Source organism: Methylobacterium sp. WL64, assembly GCF_008039945.1.
In the GTDB taxonomy this organism is placed as follows: Bacteria; Pseudomonadota; Alphaproteobacteria; order Rhizobiales; family Beijerinckiaceae; genus Methylobacterium.
This window is the reverse complement of sequence record NZ_VRVA01000015.1, coordinates 1-25,773: the sequence shown is the minus strand read 5'-3', so window position 1 is coordinate 25,773 and position 25,773 is coordinate 1. Positions and strand designations below refer to the sequence as shown.

The following is a 25,773-nucleotide window of genomic DNA, read 5'->3' as shown; positions in this document are numbered from 1 at the left end:
AGCATCGCGCGTGCGAGGGGAATTGAGGGCGTCGGACTTATCACGGCGGTGGCGAAAGCCGCGAGCCTACAACGGAGACACGCAAGCGGAACTGCAATCAGGCGCGGTGGACGCCCATCATCGCGGTGAGACCGCCGTCCACCGGCAAGACTGCTCCGGTGATGTAGGCCGCCCCGTCGCCCATGAGGAACGCGGCCAGGGCGGCGACGTCCTCGGGCCGGGCGAACCGGCCGGCGGGAATCTGGCGCTCCATCCCGGCGCGGTGCGCGGCGTAGCGCGCCATCATGGCGGTGTCGACGAAGCCCGGCGCAATAACGTTGACCGTCACCCCGCGCTTGGCGGTCTCGATCGCGAGCGTGCGGCAATAGGCGATCAGCGCGCCCTTGCTGGCCGCGTATGCGGCGTTTCCGGCATTGCCCCGCAGGGCGGCCACAGAACCGATGGCGATGACGCGGCCCGCCCGGGCGCGGATCATCTCGCGCATCAGCGCCTTGGCGATCCGCGTCAGGGAAAAGAAGTTGACCTGCATGGCCGCCTCGGCCCGCTCCTGGTCGAACATCGCCGCCAGGGCGTCGCTGGCCTGACCGGCATTGTGGACGAGGCCGTAATAGGCCGTCGCCTCCGCGGCCTCGCAGAAGCCCTCGAGGGCGGCCTTGTCGGCAAGGTCCAAGGCGTGACCGGTGAAAGTGCGGTCCGGATGAGCCTCGTGCAGCTCGGCGAGCAACGCCTCGGCAGCCTCGGCCGAGGAGCGGTAAGTGAAGTCGACGGCGTGCCCGGCGCGTGCCAGCGCCCGTACGATCGCCAGGCCGACCCCCGAGGCGCCGCCGGTGACGAGGACGCGCCGTGCTTCGGGCGTGCCGCTCACGCCGGCTCCGCCCCGAAGACCAGACAAGTGTTCTGGCCGCCAAATCCGAACGAATTCGACAGCACCGTCCGCACCGTCATGTCCCGGGCGGTCTCCACCACATCGAGGCCGATCACTGGATCCGCCATCCGGTGGTTGATGGTCGGCGGGATGCGGCCATGCTGGATCGTCAGCAGCGAGACCGCCGCCTCGATGGCACCGGCTGCGGTCAGCGTGTGGCCGATCATCGACTTGTTGGAGGTCACCGGCAGGGACGGGGCGCCGGCGCCGAAGACCGCGGCGAGCCCGAAAGCCTCCATCTTGTCGTTCTCGGGCGTCGAGGTGCCGTGCGCATTGACCGTGTCGATTGCCTCCGGGGCGAGCCCGGCATCGTCGAGACTGGCCCGGATCGCCGCGATGACCGGCGCTCCGTCAGGGCTGGAGCGGGTGCGATGAAAACCGTCGCCCTTCTCGCCGCAGCCGAGCACGTAGCCGAGGATCCTGGCGCCCCTGGCGATTGCGGCCTCCGCATCCTCAAGGACCAGGGCGGCCGCGCCCTCTCCCATCACGAAGCCGTCCCGATCCTTCGAGAACGGCTTCGAGGCCTCCGCGGGGACATCGTTGCGCGTGGAGAGCGCCGAGAGCAGCGAGAACCGGATCAGCGATTCCGGGTTCACGGAGCCGTCGGTGCCGATGCAGAGCGCCGCTGCGGTCTCGCCCCGGCGGATCGCCTCGACACCGAGCTGGATCGCGGTGGCGCCGGAGGAGCAGGCGGTGGAAAGCGAGATCGGCGAGCCCTTGGTGCCGAACCGGTCGGCGATGCGATCGGCCACGGTGCCGAAGATGAACAGGTCGTGCCAATCATCGAAGCGCCGGGTCGCAGCGGCCCGGAGCAACCCGGCGTAATCGACCGCGCCGTCGCCGCCGGCGGCCTCGGCGAGCGCCTGGCGCTGCGGCCATTCCATCTCGACGGGGGGGACCGCGATGAACAGGGCCCCCGGGAAATCACCCTTCGTGCCGATGCCGGCCTGCGCGACCGCCTCCTCGGCGGCCTCCGCGGCAAAGCGCTCGGACAGGAGCGGGGCAATCAGCGGATCGGTATCCAGGAAATCAACGGTGCCGGCGATGCGGGTGCGGAGACCCTCGGTCGAGAATCGGGCGATGGCATGGATGCCGGACCGGCCCGCACAGAGGGCCGCCCAGGTATCGGCTTGGCCCTGACCGAGGGAGGAGACGACGCCGATGCCCGTCACCGCGATCAGCGGCCGGCCCCTGGCGTCGCGATGGGATCGCGCGCTCATGGCGCGTCTGTACGGGATTTTCCGGCGGCGTACACCCGGTCCGTGTATGCCGTTCAGGCTGCGCGCCGCGAAGCCGAAAACGCTCTGAGCGCCCCGAACAGCACCCGCGCCCCGGTCTCGATATCGGCAATGCTCGCGAATTCGGCGGGGTTGTGGCTGATGCCGCCTAGGCAACGCACGAACACCATGGCGATCGGTGCGATCGCCGCCACCGCCATGCCGTCATGCCCGGCGCCGCTCGGCAGAGCGACGACGGGCAGGCCCTCGGCCGCGATGGCGTCGCGGATCAGCGCGGTCAGCCCGGGATCGCACGGCACTGCCCCGGCCTCGTGCAGGAGGCTGACGCCGAGATCGAGGTTGCGGCGCGCCGCAATGCCATTGAAATCCGCCTGGATGTCGGCGAGCGCGGCGAGGCGCTGAGCGTCGTCGGGCGCGCGAAGATCGAGCGTGAATCGCACCCGCCCGGGTATCGTGTTCCCGACGCCCGGTTCGACCACCATCCGGCCGACGGTGCCGACCAGATGCTGCTCTTCGCGGCATCGTGCCTCCACGGCGAGCACGCAGTCCGCGGCGCCCGCCAAGGCGTCGCGCCGCTCGCCCATGGCGACAGTGCCGGCATGGCCGGCCTCGCCGACCAAGGTGAATTCCAGGCGGCTGGCGCCCGAGATCGCGGTCACGACGCCCACCGGCAGGCCGGCCTTCTCGAGCATCGGCCCCTGCTCGATATGCAGTTCGAGGTAGCCGAGAATCGCGACCGGCGGACGCGCCGCGGACGCGATCGCCGCGGGGTCGAGCCCGGACGTCCGCAATGCCGCGGCGAGGGAGATCCCATCCGCATCCGTGGCATCGAGGACGGCCGGGTCGAGGCGGCCCGCGAAGGCGCGGCTGCCGATGAGGGTGGCGGCGAAGCGGACACCCTCCTCGTCGGCGAAAGCCACCACTTCCAAGGCGTGCGGCAGGCGGATGCCGTCGCGCGCTAGAGCCTCGACGCAGGCGATCCCGGCGACCACGCCGAGCGGCCCGTCGTAGCGGCCGGCATTGCGGACCGTATCGAGATGGGATCCGATGACGAGAGCCGGACCACCCGGGTCAGGACCTTCGAGGCGGCCGATCAGGTTGCCGACGGCATCGTGCCGCACGGTCAGGCCGGCCTCGCGCATCCATCCCGCCACCAGCGCCTCGGCCCGCGCCTGCTCGGGTGTCAGGTAGAGGCGGGTGATGGCGCCGGGCTCGGCGGTGATCGCAGCCAGCGCGTCGAGGCGGTCCTGGATGCGCGGGGCGAAGATCATCGCGCGGTCTGGTCCGTCCGGGGCGCGTTGGCGAGGCGGAGCACCGTCTGCAACAGGACGTCGGCACCGGCCGCGCAATCGCCCGGCGTGGCGGATTCAGACTCGTTATGGCTCACGCCATCCTTGCACGGCACGAAGATCATCGCGGTCGGCACCTTGGCGGCTAGGTTGCAGGCGTCGTGCCCGGCCCCCGAGATAATCCGGCGCTGCGGATGCCCGAGGCTCTCGGCGGCGGCATCCACGGCGGCCACGATCGCCGGATCGAACGGCACCGGTTCCTTGCGCCAGATCCGGGTCAGGGCGACCTCAAGCCGGCGTCGCTCGGCGATCTCGGTCGCGGCCTCGCGCAGGCTCGCCTCCATGGCGTCGAGGGTTGTGGATCGGGGGTCGCGCACGTCGACCGTGAAGGCGACCCGCCCCGGCACGACGTTGCGCGAAGGGGCCAGGATCACGGCCTCCCCGATCGTGGCCACCGCGGTCGGCGCATGCGCCAGGGCGATCCGCTCGGCCGCAAGCGCGAACTCGGAGAGGGCCAACAGCGCGTCCCGGCGGCGCGGCATCGGCGTGGTGCCGGCGTGGCTCTCAAAGCCGGTGATTCGCCCGTCGAACCACATGATGCCCTGGCCGCCCTCGACCACCCCGATGGTCTTGCCTTCGGCCTCCAGGATCGGGCCCTGCTCGATATGCAGTTCCACGAAGGCACCGATCTCGCGTGCACCGACGGCTTCGCCGCCGTGATAGCCGATCGCCGCCAGGGCTTCGGCGACGGTGACGCCGGCCGCGTCGCGCTTGACCAGGATCTCGTCCGTCGTGAAGTCACCCGCATAGGCCGCCGACGCCATCATGGCCGGGGCGAAGCGCGAGCCCTCCTCGTTGGTCCAGTTGACCACCATCAAGGGTGCCTCGGTCTCGATCCCGGCATCGTTCAGGCTGCGCATCACCTCCAGTCCGGCCAGGACTCCGAGCACGCCGTCGAACTTGCCGCCGGTCGGCTGCGTATCGAGATGCGATCCGAACGCGATCGGCGCGCGGCTCATGTCTCGCCCCGGCCGCACGGCGTACTGGGTCCCGAGCGCATCCACCGAGACCGTGAGGCCGGCCGTCTCGCAGGCTTCCCGGAACCAGTCGCGCACGCAACCATCCTCGGGCGACAGAGTCAGGCGGTTGATGCCGCCGGCCGGCGTACTGCCGAACGTCGCCGTCTCCAGGATCGTGGCCCACAGGCGCGATCCGTTCGCGCGCAGGTTATCGGTCTTGCTCGGGGTGGTTTCGGGCATGGCGGGTCCTCTCACGGCGCTGGGCCGTGCGAATCGTTTCTCGGTCACCGTTATCAGGCGATGGGCCGGCCCGGAGCAACGGTGATGCCAGCCGGCGGGATCAGACCGGAGGCCGGCGTACCGGATTGGCGCGCAACAATGCCTCGCCGTCGACCTGCAGCGCGATGGCGATCTCGCCCAGGGCGTTCGCTTCGATTCCGCTGATCCCGTCCTGGTCGGCGACGTCGGCGGCGATCAGGAAGACGTTCTCCCGCTGGCTCATCGGCCGATCCGCGACGGCGGCAACATGGCGGAGATTCTCGGCCCGGCCGAGACGGGTGCGGGCCCGAGCGATCCCTTCGTACAGCTCCGTCTCCAGCATCAGCGCGTCGTAGCCCTTCACCAGGACCGGATCGGCGCGCAGACCGTGCAGGGCCGTGTCGAACTCCTCGCTCGCCACCTCGCCGTCGGCGACGATGACGTTGGCGGCGGCCGAGACAGCCGCGAGCATCAGCGCCTTGTCGCCCGCATAGGCTGTCACGGTACGGCCGACATGGCCGAAAATGTCGCTCAGAAGGCTCATGCCGAATATTCGAGGATGTCCGCCGGAGCGGGAGGGATAGCAGACCGCGGTCGCGAAGGAAGGGGCTGTGAGGCGCTTGGTCAACGCGACGCGGTTCGGATCTTGGGTCGGAGCTTCGCAACAGGCGAGCACCAAAAATTCGCCAGCAACATCCGTCTGTGAATCAGGCATTCAACCGCGTCCCCAGCGCGGTCGGACAGATCCCGGGCCTGCCATCCCCCCCTCGGGCGCGCCCGGTTTTTGTTCAACGCCGTCGGGACGGTGCGCGCGTGGCCCCAACCGCGCTCGCCGGTCCGGCGGCGGATTCCTGGGCGAGAAGATCCACCACCGCCGACAGGGCCTCGCGTTCCCGGGCCCCGCGTTTGCGGGCTGCGGAAAAGATCGCGAGCTGTCGATCGGCGCTCGATCCTTCCGCCACGATGGTCCGGGCGTGCGCGCAGGCCTCCGCGCAGCCGAGCGCTTCGGCATCCTCTGCCGTCTCCTCGAGCAATGTCTCGACCGTCTCGGTCATCGGCACCGCCTGCTCCCGCGCCTCGTCGATCAGCTTGGCCTTCACCCCGTCGCGTTCGGCCCGCCACAGGTTCTCACGGATGAAGCCCCGGGATGCGGCCGTCATCCCGGCATGGCGTGTTTGGTCCCGGACCACCCGACGCACCAGGCAGCGGAACAGGCTGGCGATGCAGAGTCCGTCGTCGAGGCGAGGGCAGCTGTCTGCGACGCGCAGCTCGAGAGTCGGATATTTGAGGGACGGGCGGATCTGCCACCACAGGAAGGTCGCATCCGCGATGGCGCCGCTGCGGGTCATCACGTCGACGTAGCGGGCGTAGTCGGCCGGGCCGGCAAAGAGTTCCGGCAGGCCGGTGCGGGGCAACTCGGCGTAGGCGCGAGTCCGATAGCCGGCCATCCCGGTCCGTTCGCCCTGCCAGAACGGCGAGGAGCTCGAGAGCGCGAGCAGCACCGGCAGGAACGGCAGCAGCCGCCCCATGAGGTCGATGCGGGTGTCGGGATCCGGTACCTCGACATGGACGTGCAGTCCGCAGACGAGGTTGCGTTGCCCGACCATCCGCAGGTCGGCCATGATGCCGTGGTAGCGGGCCTTGTCGGTGGCAGATTGGTCCCGCCACCGGGCCGTCGGATGCGTCCCGGCCGCGAAAGGCAGGATTTCGCGCTCAGAACCGATTTCAGAAAGCCTCCGGCGCTGCTCCGCCAGATGGCCCCGCGCCGCTTCGGTGTCGTCGGTCGGGGGTGAGGCGATCTCGATCTGACACTGGAGTTGCTCACGCTCGACTGTGTCCAGCCGCGCCTTGACGGCTGCGTGGAACGCCTTCAGCCGGGCTCGCGGCGAGCCGCGCGTGCGGGCGTCGGCGAGGAAGAACTCTTCCTCCATCCCGAACCGATAGGCATGGGCCATCCGCGCTCCTCGCCGGGGACGTCGGCCCAGGCCGGCATTCCGATCGACGAAGCGTCGCGAGATCCGTGCCGGACCCGATCGCAATCGGGCACGGATCCGCTGTCTCGGCCGGGAAACGCGGGGTCAGGCAGCGTCTGTCAACGCCAGAACGGCTTGACGTCCAGCAGCTCGGCGCGCGCCTCCGCGGCCTCGATCAGAAGCTCCCGGGTGCTCGCGTCGTCCGGACCGGGCATCGGCGCCCCGCCCAGGCTCTCCATCATCGTGCGCGCCGTCTCCAGGTCGTTCAGCGCGCCGAGGTGATCCTGCAGGTCCGAGAGCGCGGTGCCGAACTTGTCCTGGCGACGCCGCGCCTTCTTTTTCGTGTAGAGCCCCGCGAAGAATTCGGCGCCGTAGCGCAGTTTCTTCGCGGCGATCCGTGCCCGGTGGCGGGTGTGCGGATCGAGCTTCTTCAAGCCCCGGCCGCGCTTCTTCAGACGCTCGCGGGCCCGATCCAGGACGCGCGCCGCGAAGGTGCTGCCGTCCTCGGCGGCGGCATCCTGGACCGCCCAAGACCCAGCCTCGACCCAGCCGGCGAAGTCGATGATCAGGCCGCGCCATTGCGGGCTCTCCAGGATCGCCAGGACTGCGTCGTAGGCTTTGGCGCGCTCGGCCTCGGCCAGCTCGCGCACGGCGGTGAGGTCGGTGTCGTCCGGGCGCTCCTTGGCGAGGTTCGGCAGGGTATGACCGAGGAACACGTCGAGGTTGCGGGCATGCCCGAACGGTTCGGTGACGCGCTTGATCTCGTCGCCGAAGGTGGCCGCGCGTGGGTCGGTCTCCAGCATGGGGGCGAACAGCGACAGGGCCGAGCGCAGGCGCCGCAGCGAGACGCGCATCTGGTGCAGGGCCTCCGGCGCATGGCCCGCAAGGAACGCGGTCTCGTTAAGGCGCAGGTGGCGCAGGCAGGCGCGGGCCACCCGGCGGAAGACGTCGCCGACGCTCGCCCCCTCGGGCAGCACCACCGGCTCGGCCTTGACCGAGGACGGGCTGGTCGCGTCGACCAGGGCGAAGCCGCGGCTGCTCTTGGCGGTGGCGCTCAGGCGCAGCGGAACGGTCTCGGCCAGATGCTGTGCCAGGGCGAACAGGTCGGCGGGCTCGCCGTCGGCGAGCTCGAGTTCGACCTCGCAAATCGGGGTATCGCCGGCCGGGCTTTCGACCCGACCTTCATCCAGAGTGACCAGGATGCGCGAGGTGCCCTGCAGAACCGGGATGACCCGACGCGTGACCACCGTCGAGAACAGCTTCACCAGGGGCGCGTCCGCCTTGCGCAGGACCTTGTCCGCTGCAGTCTCGGCCCAGGCCGCGGGATCGGGCATCTCGCCCGCGATCTCGGTCTCCCACTCGGACCGGTCGAACAATCCGACACCGCCCTGCCCGGCCTTCACGGTCTGGATGTGGCGGTCGCCTTGATTGCGGACCCGCAGGGTCAATCCGGCGGCGCGCAGATCCTGTTCCGCGGTATCGTAATAGCTGCTGACGAGGAGTTCGGGCTCGGAGCCTTCGGATCCCTGAAGCCGGGGATGGGCCGCCAGCGCGGTCAGGTCGGGACCCGCGCAATCGAGCTTCAGCTCAATCTCGCGGGGGGCGGCCACGGCGTGGCTATCGGTCTCGCTCATGCTCTCCTCTTCGAAACGTCCGGTTCTTAACTCGGCGGGGCGCCCACCGGTTTGCATCCGGGCGTCGTGAAAGCCGATCTAGGGCCGATCCGGACTTTCTGGCAATCGGGGCCACCCCTAAGTCCTTGATCGGACGTGCACGATCGTGCCGATCCGGCGCCCGGCACGCATATGAGGTTGCACCGGGTATCCACGGTATCGGCCGAAGCGGTCCGTGGCATGCGTATTGAGTCGCTTCACTTTTACGCTTTCCCAATCCGGAATGCCGTGGCAAACCCGATTGTCCACAACTCATCTGCCTCCAGCGTGACGACCTCGACCGGTGGGCGGCGAACGCGCAACGTTGGTTCAGCGAGACGAAATCCCTCGCCGTGAGTGCGGTGCGCGCTGCGTGGACGGCATCAACGCGGAGACAATCGGGTCGGTGACTTCCTTGAAGACACTTCTGGTCGGCGTGATCGGGCATGTGGACCACGGCAAGACGGCCCTGGTCCGGGCGCTCACGGGAGTCGAAACGGACAGGCTCAAGGAAGAGCGGGACCGCGGGGTTTCCATCGTACCGGGCTTCGCGTTGCTGACGAGCGCGCAGGGCGAGATCGACCTCGTCGACCTGCCGGGTCACGAGCAGTTCGTCCGCGCCATGGTCTCCGGTGCCACCGGCATGCGTGCCGTCCTGCTCGCGGTGGATGCCAACGAAGGGATCAAGCCGCAGACGGTCGAGCACCTGGAGATCGCCCGGCTGATCGGTGTCCGCCGCGGCGTGCTGGCGCTGACGAAAGCTGATCTGGCCTCGCCCGAGGCGATCGCCACGCGGTCAGCGGAGATTGCCGCCGCCGCCTCCCGGGCCGGGATCGTCGCAGGGCCGGTGATCGCCACCTCCACGCACGCCGGCACCGGAGTCGAGGATCTGGCCCGCGCCTTGGCCGATTTGCTCGCCGATGCGGAAACCGGTGTCGACGACGGGTCCCCGTATCTGCCAGTGGATCGGGTCTTCACCCGTCCGGGCTTCGGCACGGTGGTGACCGGGACCCTCCGGCGCGGGCCGCTCGCAATCGGCGACACCCTGGAGATTGTGCCCGGCGGCCGCAGCGCGGTGGTGCGAAGCCTTCAGATCCACGGACGCCCGGTCGAGCGCGCCGAGCCCGGACGACGGACCGCCGTAGCCCTGCGCGGCGTCGGTCTCGACGAGATCGCGCGCGGTCAGGCCCTGACGGTGCCCGGATTGCTGGCGCCGTCGCACTGGCTCGACGTGGCGCTGACCGCTGCGGCCAGTGCGGATGCGGTGCTGCCCGGCGGCAGCGCATGTCGGCTCCTGTTCGGGACCACCGAGGTCGAGGCCCGCCTGCGCTTGCTGGACCGCGACACGCTGGAACCGGGCGCGACCGCACCGGCGCAGTTGCACCTCGCCGAGCCGATCACCGTGCCGGCTCGCGAGCCGTTCGTGCTCCGCCTCGATTCCCCGCCCGCGACCGTGGCCGGCGGCCGCGTACTCGATCCGGTGAGCCGTCGGCGGCGGCGGCACGATGCCAGGGTGTTGGCCGACTTCAGCGCGCTGGCGACCGGGAAGCCGGCGGACGCCGTGACGGTCCGGCTGTCGCAGGCCGGTGCAGCGGGGGCGACCCTGCCGGAACTCGCCCGCGCAGCCGGCATCGGAACCGAGCGGGTCCGCCAGATCCTTACGGCCTCCGGCGCCCGGGCGATCGGCGACGGCTTCATCGGGGCTCCCGCCTTCGCGGCGCTGCGCGCCGCAGCGTTGGCGGCGCTCAGCGAGTATCACCGGGACAACCCGATGGAGCACGGCATCCCGCTGGAGCGCCTCGCCCGGCTGCTGTCGATTCCTGAAGTCCTGACAAGCTTGGTCCTGCGCGATCTCGCCGGCACGGGGGGCACGGTTCAGGCCGGCGCACTCTGGCGCAGGTCCGATTTCGATCCGGCCCGCAACGAGAGCGAGACCGCGCGCAAGCTCGAGCAGCTGTTCCGCCGGGCCGGCCTCAATCCGCCCGATGAAACCGAGGCGGTCGGCCGTGATGTCAGGCGCCGGGAGGCGCTGACCTATCTCGTCGGCGCCGGCACGGTGATCCGCGCCATCGACCGGGTGCAGCGCCGGGCCGTGCTGTTCCACCGCGACGCGGTCACGGTCGCCCGCACGCGGCTGGCGGAGGCATTCCCGAACGCGACGACGCCGGAAACCGGATTTCTGGCGCGGGAAGCCGGGGCGGCCCTCGGGATCTCGCGAAAGTACTCGATCCCGCTTCTCGAGCACCTGGATGCCGCGGGCTTCAGCCGCAGGGCGGGGGATCGGCGCGTGATCGTGACCCTGGAGGAAGCGGCGGGCGGTCGCTGAGGTCCGCAGTCCATAACCGCGCGAGCCAGCGCATCACCGTCATCTCGAAAGCGGCAATCGGCTCTCGGGAGGATGTTCTAGAAACCCTCGCCGGGCCAATCGTCGGCACCGGGTTCGTAGCAGGTGTAGCCGATCAGGCAGGTCGGGTTGTCGCGGGTCGGCCGGAAGGCGCGCCGCGCGATCTCGGTCGGCTCGCAGAACGACCGGTCCCGGACGAACCGATCGTAGGTCTGGCCGCCGGTCCCGAGGACCAGGGCGCCGCGGGCCTGGACCAGCCGGACGGTCTGCTGGCAGGTCATGGTCGTGCTCGACGGGCGCGTCTGGGCCGCTGCGGGGATGGTCATCACGAAGAGAGCCGTGGCGATCCGGACGATCATCGGTTGCGCCTGGTGTGATCAGATCGGGTTATCTGGGAACGCCGCCTGAACCGCGATCCGCGCTGTGTCGGTTCGACACGGGTTGGCGGAGCTTCACGCAGCGAGCCTCGATCAGGTCGCCCCGCCTGCGCCATGAGCCGATCTCGAATTCATCATTCCTCGAACGCCTCGACATGCACCGTGCCCGGCACCTGACGACGCGCGGCATCCTCAATCCGGGCCAGTTGCGACTCTGCCCGCCCGCAGGAAATCCGTACCGCTCACGGACCTTGTCGCTGGCGCTGCCGAGGGCGAGCCGGATCGGTGCCAGGAACTCGTCCAGGACGTAGTCCTGACCGACCGCCGAATGGTCCTTAATGACCAACGACGGCGAATAGCAGGCCTCGCGGCTGCCGTCCGGCCATCGGATATGGAAACGCATCTCAGGCATCGCCCGCGATCCGGGTGGTGTTCCAGGCGGCGGATCCCGTGGCGATCGCCGAAAGCGGGGCCGGACCGGGGGCGAACGACGCGTAGGTCGGCAGGTGACGTGCGGCGCAGGCGTCCCAGGTGTGGGCCCGGGCGACCTCGAGACCGTTGGCGCGCAGGCGAGCGTGCCGGGACGGGTCGAGGCTCGCCTGCATGGCGGCGGCGATCGCTTCGGGATCGTCGGGCTGGACTGCGAGGGCCGCTGCGACGTTCGGCTGTTCAGCGAAGGGCGACGGTGCCGAGACGATGACGGCGGTACCGCTGGCCATCGCCTCCAGAACGCATAGGCCGTAGCCTCCCCGTGGGGATGGAAACACCAGCGTATCTGCGATGCGGTAGAGGCCCGGCATATCCGCCTGAGCGATCGGCCCTGTCCGGATGACCGGCTTGCCGGGACCGACCTCCAGGCCTTCGCGCTCCAGGGCGGCGTAGCACCGGGCTTCGTAGCCGGCATGGTCGAGGAGCGAAACGCCCCCCGCGATCACGAGCTGTGCGGCCGGGATATCACGGCGCAGGCGCGCGAAGGCCGCGATGATCGCCAGCGTGTTCTTTCGCGCTTCGAACCCGCCGACGCTGAGGAAGACCGGCCCGGGCCCGATGCCGATGCGCTCACGCAGCGCCGGATCGCCGGGCGACGGCTCAGGGGTGTAGACGGTACCATCCACGCCGCTGCCGACCACGTCGGCCCGCGCGCCATATTCGGCCGCAAGAGCCTTGGCCCAGGACGAGCTCAGGCAGAGCAGACGCCCGGCATCGACGATCGCCCGCTCCTGCCACTGGCTCATCTGCGGATCTGTCAGCGTATCGATGTGGTGGACCGTGCGGACGAAGCCGGGGATCAGGCGGCGCCGCGTCAGGGTCGCCAGCGCGTTGCCGCTGATGCCGCAATGCGCATGGAAGATGTCGAAGTCGCAGGCCGCCGGCGTCGAGAAATGAGACAGGTAATCAGCGATCCGTGACTGGACCAGCGCGACCGTCGGTTCGGCGATTGGTTTGGCTGTGACCGAGACCACGGGACAGCGTGCATCCCGAAAGAAGCCGCGACCGGTCGGGTCGGGGGCGTGGACCACCGCCTCATGCCCGAGGTCGCACAGAGCCTCGCCGAGCGCCAGGGCGTGGACCACGCCCCCGCGGGGGTTGGTCGAGTGCGTGAGAATCGCGATGCGCAAGCGATCGACCATGGGATGGCAGATGAGGCTCGCAGCCGGTCCGGACTCCGCCCTCGAAGCCCAGCACCAGGATCCCGCCACCCATCCGGAGACCCGTTATGCCCGATCGCATCGATCGTGCCGAAATCTGCACCCGGGATAATAAACGGTTCGATTTTGTCATCTTGGCGGGGCACACAACGTCATCGGCGTATTCGAAAAGCCACCTTGAGCCACGGCGTCGCGCACCGGAACCCAGGCTCCTTCATCTCATTACCGGCGAGAGACCCGCGCGCTTTGATCCTCGCTGTGAATATTTAATACAGTGCGAGGATCACTGGATGGAACGGAGCGTCGTCTTCCTGCGAGAGCCGGCGCCTGGCCCTCGGGACGATGCTCCGGCTGCGGGTCGAGGCGGAGAACCAAGACCTTGCAGAAGATCCTAATCGCTGCTGCCCTGGCTAGCCTTCTCGCCGGTCCAGCCGACGCCGAGGACAACCCGCAGCTCGGCAAACCCGCCAGCGCGGTGATGCCGCCCGTCGAGCTGACCATCACGCTTCAGGATGACAAACCGGTCTGCGCGCCGGCCGATCTGCGCCTGCCCGCCAACACCGACGTGGTGCTGAAGGTGGTGAGCGAGGCCAATGTCCCAGTGACACTCACGGCACCCGGACAGTTCGAACAGGGACACCTGCTGCACGCCGACGGCGACCTCGTCCATGTAATGAGCGAGAAGGGCTACACCGTCAAAGCCAACGGCCGCGGCACCCTGAAACTGCGCACCCTCGACGCCGGGGAGCACAGCTACGCCTGCACCGCGAACAACAAGCGCAATGCACCCTTCGTGGGCAAACTCGTGCTGTCCCCGCCGGCTGGTTGACGCCGGTCGCGCAGAGGCGAGACGCCGCCCGGCTCGGGTCCGGCGACGTCTCGCATTTAATTTTGTGTTACGAATTCACATCATCTTAAAGGCGCGTACGGAACCGCTCTTTTCAAGTGCCTGTGTCAGATTGTATCGGTCATTGACGAGTGGCGGAGCAATCGGTCCCGTGTCCCAGAACCTGACATCCGTCACGCCCGCTAAGCTGCGCCGAAAGCGCTGGCGGGATGTATTGGTTCTGTGCGGCCTGCTGTTGGTCCCCACCGCGGTTCTCGCCTACGCGGATCTCCTGCCTGATTCATTGGACATGCTCGGCATCGACCTGAGCGACAGTCCGGATCTCCCACACGTCGCACGGCAGATCGCCATCGGCGCGCCGCTCAAGATCGTCGCGTTCGGGTCGTCTTCGACAGAGGGCATCGGTGCCTCGAGCCCGGCCAACGCCTATCCGGCCCGCTTGCAGGTCAACCTGCGCAAGAAGCTCCGCGGCATGGAGGTCGCCGTCATCAATCGCGGCATCGGCGGCGAGCATGTCGACGACATGCTGAAGCGCCTGGACCGCGACGTGATCGCGGCCGAGCCGCAGCTCGTCATCTGGCAGACCGGCAGCAACGATCCGCTGCGCGGCGTCTCCATCGAGCATTTCCACGAGGCGACCGCCGTCGCGATCCGTCGGATTCGGGAAGCCGGCATCGACGTGGTGCTGATGGAACCGCAATGGTGTCCGAAACTGGATTCGACACCCGGCTCGTCCCGGTTCCGGGATGCGGTGCGGGCGATCGGGACGGAACTCGACGTGCCGGTCATCCGTCGGGCCGACCTGATGCACGGCTGGGTCCGCGAGGGGAAGCTCACCGCCAAGCAGCTCTTCGCCTCAGACGGCCTCCACATGGCCGATGGTGGCTACGCCCTGCTGGCTCAGGCGGCGGCCGAATCGATCCTGCACGACGCCGGTCCCGTGCAGACCGCCGAGGCGGTCGCGGAGTAGAGCTCCGCACCGTCGCAAGGCCCCCGACACGACGGAAGCGAACGTCCTATCGTCGGGGCGGACGTCCGATGGCTGGACGCGGCCGATAAAGCTCCCCATCTCGGCGCGGACCGAGATCGGAGCCGAACTTTGAGCCAGGACGCATTCAGGTACGACGACCGGGGCTCCGTGCCCCAGATGCACGCCACCACGATCCTGATGGTCCGCAAGGGCGGGCGCGTCGTGGTTGGGGGCGACGGGCAGGTCAGCCTTGGCCAAACCATCGTCAAAGGAAACGCCCGCAAGGTGCGACGCCTCGCCAAGGGCGCGGTGATCGGGGGCTTCGCCGGGGCGACCGCCGATGCCTTCACGCTGTTCGAGCGCCTCGAAGCCAAGCTGGAGCAGTATCCCGGCCAGCTGACGCGCGCCTGCGTCGAACTCACCAAGGATTGGCGTACCGACCGCTACCTCCGCCGCCTCGAAGCGATGATGGTGGTGGCTGACCGCGACGTCAGCCTGTTGCTCTCGGGTTCCGGAGACGTGCTGGAGCCGGAAACCGGCGTCATGGCGATCGGTTCGGGCGGAAACTACGCCCTGGCAGCCGCCCGCGCCCTCGAGGATAGCGATCTCGACGCGGAAGCGATCGTGCGTAAAGCCATGACGATCGCCGCTGAGATTTGCGTCTACACCAACGGCAACCTGGTTATCGAGGCCCTCGATCAGGCGTGATGCAGAAGGTTCATGCGCCCGAGGTATGATCGCCTGGTTGCGGTGAAGTAGGCTGGTGCGACGAGGGGCGAGACGATTTTCGACGTTTATAGAACAGGATAAGATGCCGATCTGCCGGTCGAATGACCACGCGGACCGGCGATTCGAATCGCATCAGCTTGCCAGCAGACTGCACCTTAACGGAGCTTTGATTCGTCACCGGCACAATCGTTCCGCAAAGCCCTGGGTGGAAACGGCATGAAGATCGGTGGCAAGATCCTGGGCTTCGTCGCAGCCTGCAGCCTGACGACGCTCGTCGTCGCGGGCATCAGCGTCGCGACCCTGCAGCGCTTCGAGTACGCACTGACACAGGTCGAGGATGCCTCGGTCCGCGCGCTGAATGCCGCAAACTTCAACCGCCTCGTTGCCGAGGTGACAATGGATTCCCGCGGCGTCTACGCCTCGGCCGACCGAACCGAGGCTACGAAATACGCCGCCGGCATCCGCAAGGGCTTGGCCGCGATGGATGTCCTGCGGGCCGACTGGGCGCCCCGGGTGACGGAGCAGGAACGCCCGCTCTTCGACGCGATGGCGCGGAACGCCGACGCCTTCCGGACCTTGCGGGCTGCGCTGGCCACCGCCGGCGTGGAAGCCGGTCCCCGCGCCGCCGCCGATCTGGGCTTCAACGAGGCCAACCAGTCCAACCGCAGGGCGTTCCAGGCGAGTATCGATGCCCTGGTCATGGGCGGCCGGGCCGAGATGGCCGCGGTCAAGGCCGAGACCCGCGACCTCTTCCAGGCGCGGACGCTCCTGGTGTTCGCGCTGGCGCTGCTCGGCACAGTGGCGTGCTGCGGGCTCGGCCTCCTTGTCGGCCAGCGCCAGATCGCCCGGCCGCTCCGGGCCGTGTCCGAGGCGATCCAACGCCTGTCGCGGGGCGACCACACGCTGCCGGATGTGCATCCGCGTCGCGACGAGATCGGGGCGATCTGGGCCAGTATGCAGGTCTTCGCGGGGACGATGCGGGAAGCCGACGGTCTGCGGCAGGAGCGCGAGCGCTTGGGCGCGGAGGCGGTGACCCGCAAGCGCACCGAGATGGTCGGGCTTGCAGACCAGTTCGAGGGCAGCATCGGTGGCTTGGTTCACCACCTCGTCGGCGCCGCCACCGGCATGGAACGCGCCGCTGCCGCCATGGCGGGCAATGCCGAGCGCACCGACGAGCAGTCGCGCGTCGTGACCCGCGCCGCCGAGACCACCGCGCACAATGTCGAGGCCGTGGCTGCCGCCACGGAGGAACTCGCCGCCACCGCGAGTGAGATCGGCGTCCAGGTTTCACAGACGTCCGACGCTGCCGCTGGCGCCGTCGAGGCCGCCAAACGGACCCGCGCCAGTGTCCAGGCGCTTGCTCGGAGTGCCGACGGCATCGGGCGGGTCGTATCGCTGATCTCGACCATCGCGGGACAGACCAATCTGCTCGCCCTCAACGCGACGATCGAGGCGGCCCGGGCTGGCGAGTCGGGGCGTGGTTTCGCCGTGGTCGCCACCGAGGTGAAGGCGCTGGCGACTCAGACCGCCAGGGCTACGGACGAGATCGCCGGCCAGATCGACGCGATGCGTGCGGCGACCCATGCGGCCGTCGTGGCCATCGAAGAGATCGGCGGCACGATCGAGCAGGTCCACGGCATCGCGCTGGGCGTGGCGGCGGCCGTCGAGCAACAGCAGGTCGCCACCCAGGAGATTGCCCGCAGCATCGCCGAGGCTGCCAGCGGCACCCGCGCCGTGACCGAGACCATGTCGATGGTGTTGGACGCCGCCCACGAGACCGGCGCCAGCGCCGGCAGGGTACTCGATGCGGCGGCCGACATCGCCCGCCGTTCGGATGGCCTGGGGAACGAGGTCGCGGGTTTCGTAGCGCAGGTGCGAGCGGCCTGACGCCGCCTGAATGTTGCATCGCAGTGCGATGCCCCGTAGGGTCGTGCCATTCGCAAGGACCCGGTGAAAGCCCGGGTGGCTCTTCCGGCCGCCGATCCGCCGGACCACGCATCCGAGACGCCCGTTGATCCGCCGTTCGAGCGGACGCGCGTCTCGTGCGGATTCTCATCACCATGCAACGCAGTTCATCCGGAACCGGCGGCCCTCTCGGGTCGTGGGTGTCCAATATCCGCGGCGATACCCTGTCGGGCGTCGTCGTCGCCCTGGCGCTGATCCCGGAGGCGATCGGCTTCTCGGTCATCGCCGGGGTCGATCCCAAGGTCGGGCTCTACGCCTCGGTGGTCATCGCCTGCACGATCGCCTTCGCGGGGGGGCGGCCGGCCATGATCTCGGCCGCGACCGCCGCGACCGCGGTGGTGATGGTCGATCTCGTGCGCGAGCACGGGGTTCAATACCTGTTCGCCGCCACCGTCCTGATGGGCGTGATCCAGATCCTCGCCGGCCTGCTCAAACTCGGCCGGCTGATGCGGTTCGTCTCGCAATCGGTCATGACCGGCTTCGTCAACGCGCTGGCGATCCTGATCTTCCTGGCGCAAATGCCCGAGCTTACGGGCGTTACGCCGGCGACCTACGGATTGATCGCCTTGGGCCTCGCGATCATCTACGGTTTCCCGCGGATCACCCGGGCCGTCCCCTCGCCCCTCGTGGCGATCGCGGTGCTGACCGCAGTGACGGCGATCTTCCACCTCGACGTGCGCACCGTCTCGCATCTGGGCGCTCTGCCCTCGACGCTGCCGAGCTTCGCGCTGCCGGACGTGCCGCTGACCTTCGAGACCCTGCGCATCCTGCTGCCCTACGCGGCGACGCTCGCCGCCGTCGGCCTGCTGGAAAGCCTGCTCACCGCGCAGATCGTCGACGACATGACCGACACCGCCAGCGACAAGAACCGGGAATGCATGGGCCAGGGCGTCGCCAACATGGCCTCCGCGGTGTTCGGCGGCATGGGCGGCTGCGCGATGATCGGGCAGTCGGTGATCAACGTCACCTCGGGGGCTCGCGGCCGCCTGTCCACGCTGGTGGCGGGCGCCTTCCTGCTGCTGCTCCTGGTGGCCCTTCAGGATCTGCTGGCCGTGGTACCGGTCGCGGCCCTGACGGCGGTGATGATCATGGTCTCGCTGAATACCTTCTCGTGGCGGTCGCTGGCGCAGCTGCGCACGAACCCGCTGCCGTCCTCGGCCGTGATGCTGGCGACCGTCCTGGTCGTGGTCGCCACCCAGGATCTGGCGCAGGGTGTGCTCGCCGGCGTGCTCCTCTCCGGCGTGTTCTTCGCCGGCAAGGTCTCGCGGCTGAGCCAGGTGACCTCCACGCTCTCGGAAGACGGCCGGACCCGGACCTATCGGGTGGCCGGGCAGGTCTTCTTCGCCTCGGCCGGCACGTTCTCGGAGGCGATCGACGTGCTGGAGCCGGTGGACCGCCTCGTGATCGACCTGCAGGACGCGCATTTCTGGGACATCTCGGCGGTGGCCGCGCTAGACCGCGTCGTCCTGAAGGCCCGGACCCGTGGGCGGACCGTCGACGTGATCGGCCTGAACGCTGCCAGTGCGACGCTGGTCGAACGCTTCGGCAAGCACGACAAGCCCGACGCCGCACCGTCGCTGGCGGGTCACTGAGACGGGGCGACGCACGCCCCAGGCCGCGCCCGGCCTCTTGCGTCGCGCGCGCCGCGACCCCATTCCCGGCCCAGGCCTGCGGTTGCGTCGGCCAGGCCGGGACAATAAGGATGGCACAGCGTTGACGACGTTCTCTCCCCGCGAGATCGTGTCCGAACTCGATCGCTTCATCGTCGGGCAGCACGACGCCAAGCGCGCCGTCGCGATCGCGCTCCGCAATCGCTGGCGTCGCCAGCAGCTCACGGGGCCGCTTCGCGAGGAGGTCGCGCCCAAAAACATCCTGATGATCGGGCCGACCGGCTGCGGCAAGACCGAGATCGCCCGCCGCCTCGCCAGGCTGGCCAATGCCCCGTTCCTGAAGATCGAGGCCACCAAATTCACCGAGGTCGGCTATGTCGGCCGTGACGTCGAGCAGATCATCCGCGATCTCGTGGAGGTGGCGATCGGCCTGACCCGACAGGCGAAGCGCGAGACCGTCAAAGCCAAGGCAGAGGCGGCGGCCGAAAATCGGATCCTCGACGCCCTGGTCGGGCCCACCGCCAGCCAGGCGACCCGCGACAGCTTCCGGCGCAAGCTGCGTGACAGCGAACTCGACGACAAGGAAGTCGAGCTGGAGCTGGCCTCGGGTGCCCCGTCGGGTCTGCCGATGTTCGAGATCCCCGGCATGCCGGGGGCCTCCATGGGGGCGATCAACATCGGGGACGTGCTCGGCAAGGCGCTGGGCGGGCAGCGCGGCAAGCCGCGCCGTATCCTGGTTCGAGATGCCTACGCGCCGCTGCTGGCCGAGGAATCCGACAAGCTGGTCGACGACGACGCGCTGATCCGCGACGCGATCCGCGAAGTCGAGAACAACGGCATCGTCTTCCTCGATGAGATCGACAAGATCTGCACCCGTGAGGGCCGCTCCTCCGGGGACGTCTCCCGCGAAGGCGTACAGCGCGACCTGCTGCCCCTGATCGAGGGTACGACGATCGCGACGAAGCACGGCCCGGTGAAGACCGACCACGTGCTGTTCATCGCCTCGGGCGCGTTCCATGTCTCGAAGCCCTCCGACCTCCTGCCGGAACTCCAGGGCCGTCTGCCGATCCGGGTCGAGCTGCAGCCGCTGACGGTGGACGACTTCCGCCAGATCCTGACCTCCACGGAAGCGAGCCTGCTCAAGCAGACGGTGGCGCTGATGGAGACGGAGGGCGTGACCCTCACGTTCACCGACGACGCCGTGGACGCGCTGGCCCGAGTCGCCGTCGAGGTGAATTCGTCGGTCGAGAACATCGGCGCCCGCCGCCTGCAGACCGTTCTGGAGCGGGTGATCGATGAGATCTCCTTCACCGCCACCGACCGGTCCGGAGAGACCGTGCCGATCGACGCCGCCTATGTCCGTGCCCGGGTCGAGGATCTGGCAGCCAACGCGGACCTGAGCCGGTTCATCCTGTGATCACGCGCTCGGGGTGGCGGCCGGATGCGGCTCTCCTCCCCGTCATCGCGCTGGTGGCCGGGATGATCTCCCTCCAGTTCGGAGCCACGGTCGCCAAGAGCCTGTTCCCCGTCGTCGGAGCGGCCGGGACGGCGTCTCTGCGAGTCGGCTTCTCGGCCGTGATGCTGATCGCGGTCTGGCGTCCGTGGCGGCGCAGCCTGTCGGGGCGCGATGCCGGATGGATCGCGCTCTACGGGATCAGCCTGGGGCTGATGAACGTCCTGTTCTACCTGGCCATCGCCCGTTTGCCGCTCGGGCCGGCAGTGGCGATCGAGTTCGCAGGGCCGCTCGCCATTGCGCTGATCGCGTCCCGTCGCAGGTCTGACTTCCTGTGGATCGGGGTCGCGGTACTGGGACTCGGCCTGCTCCTGCCGGTCGCATCGACGAGCTCCTTGGACCCGCTCGGCGTCGTCCTGGCGCTCGGGGCGGCTCTGGCCTGGGCGCTCTACATCCTGTTCGGCCAACGAGCGGGACGGATCGACGGCGGTCAGGCAGTCTCGCTGGGCATGCTGGTCGCGGCGGTGGTCGCAGCACCATTCGGGCTGACGGAAGCCGGTCTTGACCTGTTCGCCCCCGGTATCCTGGTGGCCGGTCTCACGGTAGCGCTTATGTCGAGCGCCCTGCCCTACTCGCTCGAGATGTTCGCGCTGCGCCGCCTGGATCGGAAACGTTTCGGCGTCCTGATGAGCCTGGAGCCTGCCGTGGCCGCCTGCGCGGGCTTCGCTCTGTTGGGTGAGCGCCTCGGCATCGTTCAGTGGCTGGCCATCGGGCTGGTGATTCTGGCCTCGGCGGGCATCACCGCAACGAGCCGCCAGCCTGCTACCACGGCCGTAGTCCTCGACGGCTGATGAGCTTTATTTCCCGGCCAGGACGCGGGAGGCGACGTTGATGTATTTGCGCCCGGCTTCCTGGGCGTGAAGGACGGCGTCGCTGAGGTTTTCCTCGTCACGGACGCTCGCTAACTTGATCAGCATCGGCAGGTTGATCCCCGCCACCACCTCGACCGAGCCGCCGTTCATACACGAGAGCGCAAGGTTCGAGGGCGTGCCACCGAACATGTCGGTGAGCACCACCACACCGTCGCCGGTGTTCACGCGGCAGACCGCCGACATGATGTCCCGGCGCCGCAATTCCATATCGTCTTCCGGCCCGATCGTGATCGTCTCGATCTGATCCTGCGGGCCGACCACGTGCTCCAGAGCGGCCTTGAATTCGGTCGCCAGCAGCCCGTGAGTGACGAGCACCATGCCAATCATCGACACGTGTTCCAACGTCCTCTGTCTGCCGCCATGTTGTGCACTGCACAGGTCCCAACAAGGCGATCGCGACGTTTTTGCTCGGACATTAGAACGATCATGCCACGCTGGCCCCTTCGGCGCCATGGGGTCTCACCACCGTGACGCGAATCGATGACCTGTGCGGCTGCGAAGTCACGGACTGGACTTTCGCAGCGCGGCACGAATCAGCAACATCGATAATCCCGCCCGTCGCACTGCGGCGTCGAGGACCAAGCGCGGTAACGGCACGTCGAGAATGTGGGCATCGCCCGGTGGATCGGGCAACCGAGGTTGTTCGTCAACGAGATCGACCGAGAGGCGTAGATGCGCCTCGTAGCGGAGCGGCAATCCAAGGTCCGCTGCCGATAGAATGCCCTGCCCTCGGATCTCGACCTGTCCCGCCGATACCTCATGGGACCGGGCGACAAGCGCATCGGCCCGTCGGTCGCACACCACCCGGTCGTCAGCCACGAAGGCCCCATCCGCCTCCGCGGCGATGAGAACCGCCAAGCTCGACTTTCCAGAGCCGGACGGACCGCGAATCAGGATGCCGGCCCCACCCAAGGTCACGCAGGAAGCGTGGAGGGTCGTCATCAGGCGTGGAGCTGCCGCGGTGCGGCCGGGAGGCGAACGGTGAAGCGGGCGCCGCGCACCGTGGGCTCGCCGTCCTCGTCCGGTGCACCGGGTCGGTTCTCGGCTCGGATCGTCCCACGGTGGGCCTGAACGATCTGGCGCGAGATCGACAGCCCGAGCCCCGAATTCTGCCCGAACCCCTGCTCGGGCCGATCGGTGTAGAAGCGCTCGAAGATGCGCTCCAGGGCGTGCTCCGGAATGCCGGGTCCCTCGTCCTCGCAAACCAGCTCGACCTCGCCGCGGACCCGGCGCAGGGCCACCCGGACCTTCGCCTCGGTGGGCGAGAACGAGCGGGCATTGTCGAGAAGGTTGTTGACGACCTGACCAAGCCGGCTGTCGTGGCCGATCACCGTGAAGGGTGCATCCTGATCGGCGATCGGCTCGACGTCGAGCTGGATCAGGCAATCTTTCGGGCGTCTCCGCTCGTTCGCCACCGAGACGACCGTGGACAGCAGCTTCTTGAGATCGACCGGGCGTGCCTCTGCGCGGGCAAGTTCGGCGTCGAGCCGCGAAGCGTCGGCGATGTCGCTGATCAGCCGGTCGAGGCGCTTCACATCGTGCTGGATGATCGCCATCAGGCGGCCGCGCGAATCATCGGACTTCGCCAGCGGCAGCGTCTCGACCGCGCTGCGCAGGGACGTCAGCGGGTTCTTCAGCTCATGGCTGACATCAGCGGCGAAGCTTTCGATGGCGTCGATGCGCCGGTAGAGCGCCTGGGTCATGTCCCGCAGGGCCCCGGAAAGGTGGCCGATCTCGTCCGTGCGCTGGGTAAAGTCGGGGATCTCTTCGCGGGTCTTGATCCCCATGCGGACCTTTTCGGCAGCCTCGGCCAGCCGCCGGACCGGCCCTGCGATGGCGCCGGCCAGCAACGCCGAGAGCACCACCATGACAGCCGAGGCGACCAGGAACACCTGCAGGAGACCGAAGCGCTCCGAGGCGATCACCCGGTCGATGGCGTCCCCTTGCGTGGAGATCAGGAGCGCGCCTCGCACCGAGCCGGCACGGTGGATCGGCACGGCCACCGAGACGGTGGTCTCGCCCAGGGCGTTGCGGCGGACCAGGCTGCCGCGATTGCCGGTGAGCGCAGCTTGGACCTCGCGGAGCGAATGGCCGTTCACCGGCCCCGTCTCCTCGGGTTGAGCGCCTCGGCCGCCGATGAGGGCGCTGAGCTTAGTCTGGACCGCCTGGAAAGCGGATTCCAGCATGCCCGCTTTGTGGGGCTTTGCCGCGATCGTGTCGTTGCGGCCGGCATCCCCGCGCTTGAACAGGGTCCGGGTGTCGAACAGCAGGCCGCCCTCCTGGTCATAGACCCGGGCCCGGTTGCCCGTGGGGGTGACCAGGCGGGACAGCAGCGGCGCCACCTTCTCGGGGTTGAGCGAGAAGGCCAGAGGCTGCGATTCCTCCTCGGTGGGCTCCCCCGCCTGCTGCTGGAGCAGCTTGTCGGGGTCGATCTGGATGGTGTCGGTGTCGACCGACGCGGAGGCCGCGATGGCGCCCGCGATGATCTCGCCCTGGATCGCCAGGCTCTGGATCCGGGCCTGGATCAGGCCCTGCCGGAACTGATTCAAGTAGAGGAACCCGACGAGCAGCGCGATCAACCCGACGAGGTTGAGCACGACGATGCGACGCGTCAGGCTCGACGACGCGCGCTGGCCGATCGCGTCCCAGAGGGCGCGCGGCCAGGTCAGCGGTCGGGACAGGAGCTGGGTGAACGAGGGGCGCGGTGGGGCGTCCTCGGCTTGGGCGGGGGTCTGGCCGGTCACGTGGCGGATCCTTTTAGATCACGCCTCCTTGAACCGGTAGCCGACGCCGTACAGCGTCTCGATCATGTCGAAGGCCTGGTCGGTCACTTTGAACTTCTTGCGCAGGCGTTTGATGTGGCTGTCGATGGTGCGGTCGTCGACGTAGACCTGATCGTCGTAGGCGGCATCCATGAGGGCGTTGCGGCTCTTCACGACGCCCGGGCGGTGGGCCAGCGCCTGCAGGATCAGGAATTCCGTGACCGTGAGGGTCACCGGCTCACCCTTCCAGGTGCAGGTGTGGCGCTCCGGATCCATCATCAGCGAGCCGCGCTCCAGCGAGCGGGCCGCGACCTCGGCCTCGCCCCGTGGGGTGGCGCCCGCCGGCTCCTTGGCGAAGCGGCGCAGCACCGCCTTCACGCGCTCCACCAGAAGGCGCTGCGAGAACGGCTTATGGATGAAGTCGTCCGCGCCCATCTTGAGACCGAACAGCTCGTCGATCTCCTCGTCCTTCGAGGTCAGGAAGATCACCGGGAGGTCGGATTTCTGCCGCAGGCGGCGGAGAAGCTCCATCCCGTCCATGCGCGGCATCTTGATGTCGAAGATCGCGAGGTCCGGCGGGGAGTGCCGCAGACCGTCGAGGGCGGAGGCGCCGTCGGTGTAGGTCTGGATGCGATAGCCTTCGGTCTCAAGCGCGATCGACACGGAGGTCAGGATATTCCGGTCGTCGTCGACGAGGGCGATGGTTGGCATGCGCGATCCCTGACTGAACGGGCTCAAGCGCGGTCCCGGCTGTTCGCGCGGGCCGCGCTCCATCCCGGCCCCCGAGGGGCAGGCGGAAGCGCGAACCGGGCCGGTTTCGGCGCCGCCCGGTTCGCGCAACGGGACAGGTGCTTTAGTACGGCCGATCGGAAAAAGCGAGCGGCGGTCATAGCTTGGCCATAAAGGCCGATCTGACGCGGGTCCGGGCGCTCGTGCGGGAAGCGGTGCGCCGCTACGGTGGCGGGCGTGCGGCAGCGGTGGAAAACGGGAGCGACCGGATGGGCGAGACGAGCACCAGTGCGTCGGAACAGCGCGAGATGGCCCGTCCGCTGCCCGCGGGCGAGGCGCCGTTCGACGCCATCGGGTTGTCGCGGATGCTGCTGCGGAGCATCCGTTCCGGGGCGCTGGCGACCCTAGATGCGGAGGGGACGCCGTTCGCGTCGCTGGTGACGATCGCCACCGACCAGGACGGCACGCCGCTGATGCTGCTGTCGCGGCTCTCGGCCCACACCCGCAACCTGCTGGCGGATCCGCGGTGCTCGCTGCTGTTCTCGCAGGGCGGCAAGGGCGATCCGTTGGCGCATCCGCGGCTCACCGTGGTCGGCACCGCCGTGCAGACCGAGGCGGCGCGGGCGCGGGCGCGTTTCCTGGCCCGCCATCCGAAGGCCAAGCTCTACGCCGACTTTCCGGATTTCGGGTTCTTCGCAGTGACCGCGAAGTCTGGCCACCTGAACGGCGGTTTCGCGAAGGCCGCCACGTTGACCCGCGAAGAATTGCTCCTCGACCTCACCGGGGCGGAGGCCGTGGTCGCCGGCGAGGCCGGGGCGGTCGAGCACATGAACGCCGACCACGCCGACGCGCTGGCGCTCTACGCCGCCGCGGCGGGTGCAGAGTCTGGGCTGCCGTGGCGCTTGAGCGGGCTGGACCCGGAGGGGCTCGACCTGATGGCCGGCGACCGGACGGCGCGGGTGGTCTTTCCCGAGCGCGTCTCCGACATGGGCGGCCTGCGCAGACACCTCGTCGCCATGGCGGCGCAGGCGCGCGGCGGGGCCTGAGCGGGG

22 protein-coding genes, 1 pseudogene and 1 other annotated feature are annotated in these 25,773 nt (G+C 68.8%); of the genes and pseudogenes, 9 read left to right on the top strand and 14 right to left on the bottom strand.

Going from position 1 to position 25,773, the window contains the following annotated elements:
• Window positions 1-97: 97 nt before the first annotated feature.
• The 7 genes from FV242_RS10230 to FV242_RS10200 all read right to left on the bottom strand — a co-directional run bounded on the left by FV242_RS10230 (window position 98) and on the right by FV242_RS10200 (window position 8,336).
• Complete coding sequence (locus FV242_RS10230) at window positions 98-865, bottom strand: SDR family NAD(P)-dependent oxidoreductase (RefSeq protein WP_147938851.1); 768 nt, start codon at window positions 863-865, stop codon at window positions 98-100.
• Window positions 862-2,145, bottom strand: a complete 1,284-nt coding sequence (locus FV242_RS10225; protein ID WP_147938850.1) for a beta-ketoacyl-ACP synthase — start codon at window positions 2,143-2,145, stop codon at window positions 862-864. The genes FV242_RS10230 and FV242_RS10225 overlap by 4 nt, the downstream gene beginning before the upstream one ends.
• Before the next feature lie 53 nt (window positions 2,146-2,198).
• Entirely contained in the window at window positions 2,199-3,434 is a 1,236-nt protein-coding gene (locus FV242_RS10220) for an allantoate amidohydrolase (RefSeq protein ID WP_147938849.1), read from the bottom strand.
• Window positions 3,431-4,711, bottom strand: coding sequence for a Zn-dependent hydrolase (locus FV242_RS10215; protein WP_147938848.1), 1,281 nt, complete (start codon window positions 4,709-4,711; stop codon window positions 3,431-3,433). The genes FV242_RS10220 and FV242_RS10215 overlap by 4 nt, the downstream gene beginning before the upstream one ends.
• Window positions 4,712-4,811: 100 nt before the next feature.
• Window positions 4,812-5,273 (bottom strand): tellurite resistance TerB family protein, encoded by a 462-nt coding sequence (locus FV242_RS10210; protein ID WP_147907067.1) that lies wholly within the window; start codon window positions 5,271-5,273, stop codon window positions 4,812-4,814.
• A gap of 244 nt (window positions 5,274-5,517) precedes the next feature.
• Window positions 5,518-6,684 carry a carboxylate-amine ligase gene (locus tag FV242_RS10205; RefSeq protein ID WP_147938847.1) on the bottom strand — a complete coding sequence of 389 codons (1,167 nt, stop codon included), beginning with the start codon at window positions 6,682-6,684 and terminating at the stop codon, window positions 5,518-5,520.
• Window positions 6,685-6,821: 137 nt separating this feature from the next.
• Window positions 6,822-8,336, bottom strand: coding sequence for a CYTH and CHAD domain-containing protein (locus FV242_RS10200; RefSeq protein WP_147938846.1), 1,515 nt, complete (start codon window positions 8,334-8,336; stop codon window positions 6,822-6,824).
• A 391-nt stretch (window positions 8,337-8,727) separates the two neighbouring features.
• On the opposite strand from FV242_RS10200, the gene selB reads away from it, so the two are divergent.
• Window positions 8,728-10,680, top strand: coding sequence for a selenocysteine-specific translation elongation factor (gene selB, locus FV242_RS10195; protein WP_147938845.1), 1,953 nt, complete (start codon window positions 8,728-8,730; stop codon window positions 10,678-10,680).
• A gap of 77 nt (window positions 10,681-10,757) precedes the next feature.
• On the opposite strand, the gene FV242_RS10190 is transcribed toward selB, so the two are convergent.
• From FV242_RS10190 to FV242_RS10180, 3 genes and pseudogenes are all read right to left on the bottom strand, one after another.
• Window positions 10,758-11,057, bottom strand: a complete 300-nt coding sequence (locus FV242_RS10190; protein WP_147907063.1) for a hypothetical protein — start codon at window positions 11,055-11,057, stop codon at window positions 10,758-10,760.
• Between the two features lie 152 nt (window positions 11,058-11,209).
• Window positions 11,210-11,487 (bottom strand): annotated as a pseudogene (locus FV242_RS10185) (MSMEG_0570 family nitrogen starvation response protein).
• Window positions 11,480-12,706, bottom strand: coding sequence for an MSMEG_0565 family glycosyltransferase (locus tag FV242_RS10180; RefSeq protein ID WP_147938844.1), 1,227 nt, complete (start codon window positions 12,704-12,706; stop codon window positions 11,480-11,482). The pseudogene FV242_RS10185 and the gene FV242_RS10180 overlap by 8 nt, the downstream one beginning before the upstream one ends.
• 397 nt (window positions 12,707-13,103) lie before the next feature.
• Here FV242_RS10180 and FV242_RS10175 point away from each other — a divergent pair, with 397 nt between their 5' ends.
• The 7 genes from FV242_RS10175 to FV242_RS10145 all read left to right on the top strand — a co-directional run bounded on the left by FV242_RS10175 (window position 13,104) and on the right by FV242_RS10145 (window position 21,149).
• Window positions 13,104-13,553 (top strand): anaerobic typically selenocysteine-containing protein, encoded by a 450-nt coding sequence (locus FV242_RS10175; RefSeq protein WP_147907061.1) that lies wholly within the window; start codon window positions 13,104-13,106, stop codon window positions 13,551-13,553.
• Between the two features lie 169 nt (window positions 13,554-13,722).
• On the top strand, window positions 13,723-14,541 hold the full coding sequence (locus FV242_RS10170) for an SGNH/GDSL hydrolase family protein (protein WP_147907060.1): 819 nt from the start codon (window positions 13,723-13,725) through the stop codon (window positions 14,539-14,541).
• Between the two features lie 177 nt (window positions 14,542-14,718).
• Window positions 14,719-15,249 (top strand): ATP-dependent protease subunit HslV, encoded by a 531-nt coding sequence (hslV, locus tag FV242_RS10165; protein WP_147938843.1) that lies wholly within the window; start codon window positions 14,719-14,721, stop codon window positions 15,247-15,249.
• A 237-nt stretch (window positions 15,250-15,486) separates the two neighbouring features.
• Window positions 15,487-17,157, top strand: coding sequence for a methyl-accepting chemotaxis protein (locus tag FV242_RS10160; protein ID WP_147938842.1), 1,671 nt, complete (start codon window positions 15,487-15,489; stop codon window positions 17,155-17,157).
• A 53-nt stretch (window positions 17,158-17,210) separates the two neighbouring features.
• Window positions 17,211-17,266, top strand: a sequence feature (sul1 is cis-regulatory element that is thought to sense ions involved in sulfur or methionine metabolism; They are found in Alphaproteobacteria).
• Window positions 17,267-17,330: 64 nt separating this feature from the next.
• Window positions 17,331-18,827 carry a SulP family inorganic anion transporter gene (locus FV242_RS10155; protein WP_147938841.1) on the top strand — a complete coding sequence of 499 codons (1,497 nt, stop codon included), beginning with the start codon at window positions 17,331-17,333 and terminating at the stop codon, window positions 18,825-18,827.
• Between the two features lie 121 nt (window positions 18,828-18,948).
• Window positions 18,949-20,262: an ATP-dependent protease ATPase subunit HslU gene (hslU, locus tag FV242_RS10150; RefSeq protein WP_147938840.1), complete on the top strand. Its 1,314-nt coding sequence runs from the start codon at window positions 18,949-18,951 to the stop codon at window positions 20,260-20,262.
• Between the two features lie 62 nt (window positions 20,263-20,324).
• On the top strand, window positions 20,325-21,149 hold the full coding sequence (locus FV242_RS10145; protein WP_147938884.1) for a DMT family transporter: 825 nt from the start codon (window positions 20,325-20,327) through the stop codon (window positions 21,147-21,149).
• A 6-nt stretch (window positions 21,150-21,155) separates the two neighbouring features.
• Here FV242_RS10145 and FV242_RS10140 read toward each other — a convergent pair whose 3' ends face one another.
• From FV242_RS10140 to FV242_RS10125, 4 genes are all read right to left on the bottom strand, one after another.
• Window positions 21,156-21,557 carry a PTS sugar transporter subunit IIA gene (locus tag FV242_RS10140; RefSeq protein ID WP_147853550.1) on the bottom strand — a complete coding sequence of 134 codons (402 nt, stop codon included), beginning with the start codon at window positions 21,555-21,557 and terminating at the stop codon, window positions 21,156-21,158.
• 174 nt (window positions 21,558-21,731) lie between these two features.
• Window positions 21,732-22,172, bottom strand: a complete 441-nt coding sequence (locus FV242_RS10135; protein ID WP_147938839.1) for an HPr kinase/phosphorylase — start codon at window positions 22,170-22,172, stop codon at window positions 21,732-21,734.
• Window positions 22,172-23,911 (bottom strand): sensor histidine kinase, encoded by a 1,740-nt coding sequence (locus FV242_RS10130; protein WP_246692663.1) that lies wholly within the window; start codon window positions 23,909-23,911, stop codon window positions 22,172-22,174. The genes FV242_RS10135 and FV242_RS10130 overlap by 1 nt, the downstream gene beginning before the upstream one ends.
• A gap of 81 nt (window positions 23,912-23,992) precedes the next feature.
• Entirely contained in the window at window positions 23,993-24,703 is a 711-nt protein-coding gene (locus tag FV242_RS10125; protein WP_147907053.1) for a response regulator transcription factor, read from the bottom strand.
• Between the two features lie 287 nt (window positions 24,704-24,990).
• Here FV242_RS10125 and FV242_RS10120 point away from each other — a divergent pair, with 287 nt between their 5' ends.
• Window positions 24,991-25,767, top strand: a complete 777-nt coding sequence (locus FV242_RS10120; RefSeq protein ID WP_147938837.1) for a HugZ family protein — start codon at window positions 24,991-24,993, stop codon at window positions 25,765-25,767.
• Window positions 25,768-25,773 lie beyond the last annotated feature (6 nt).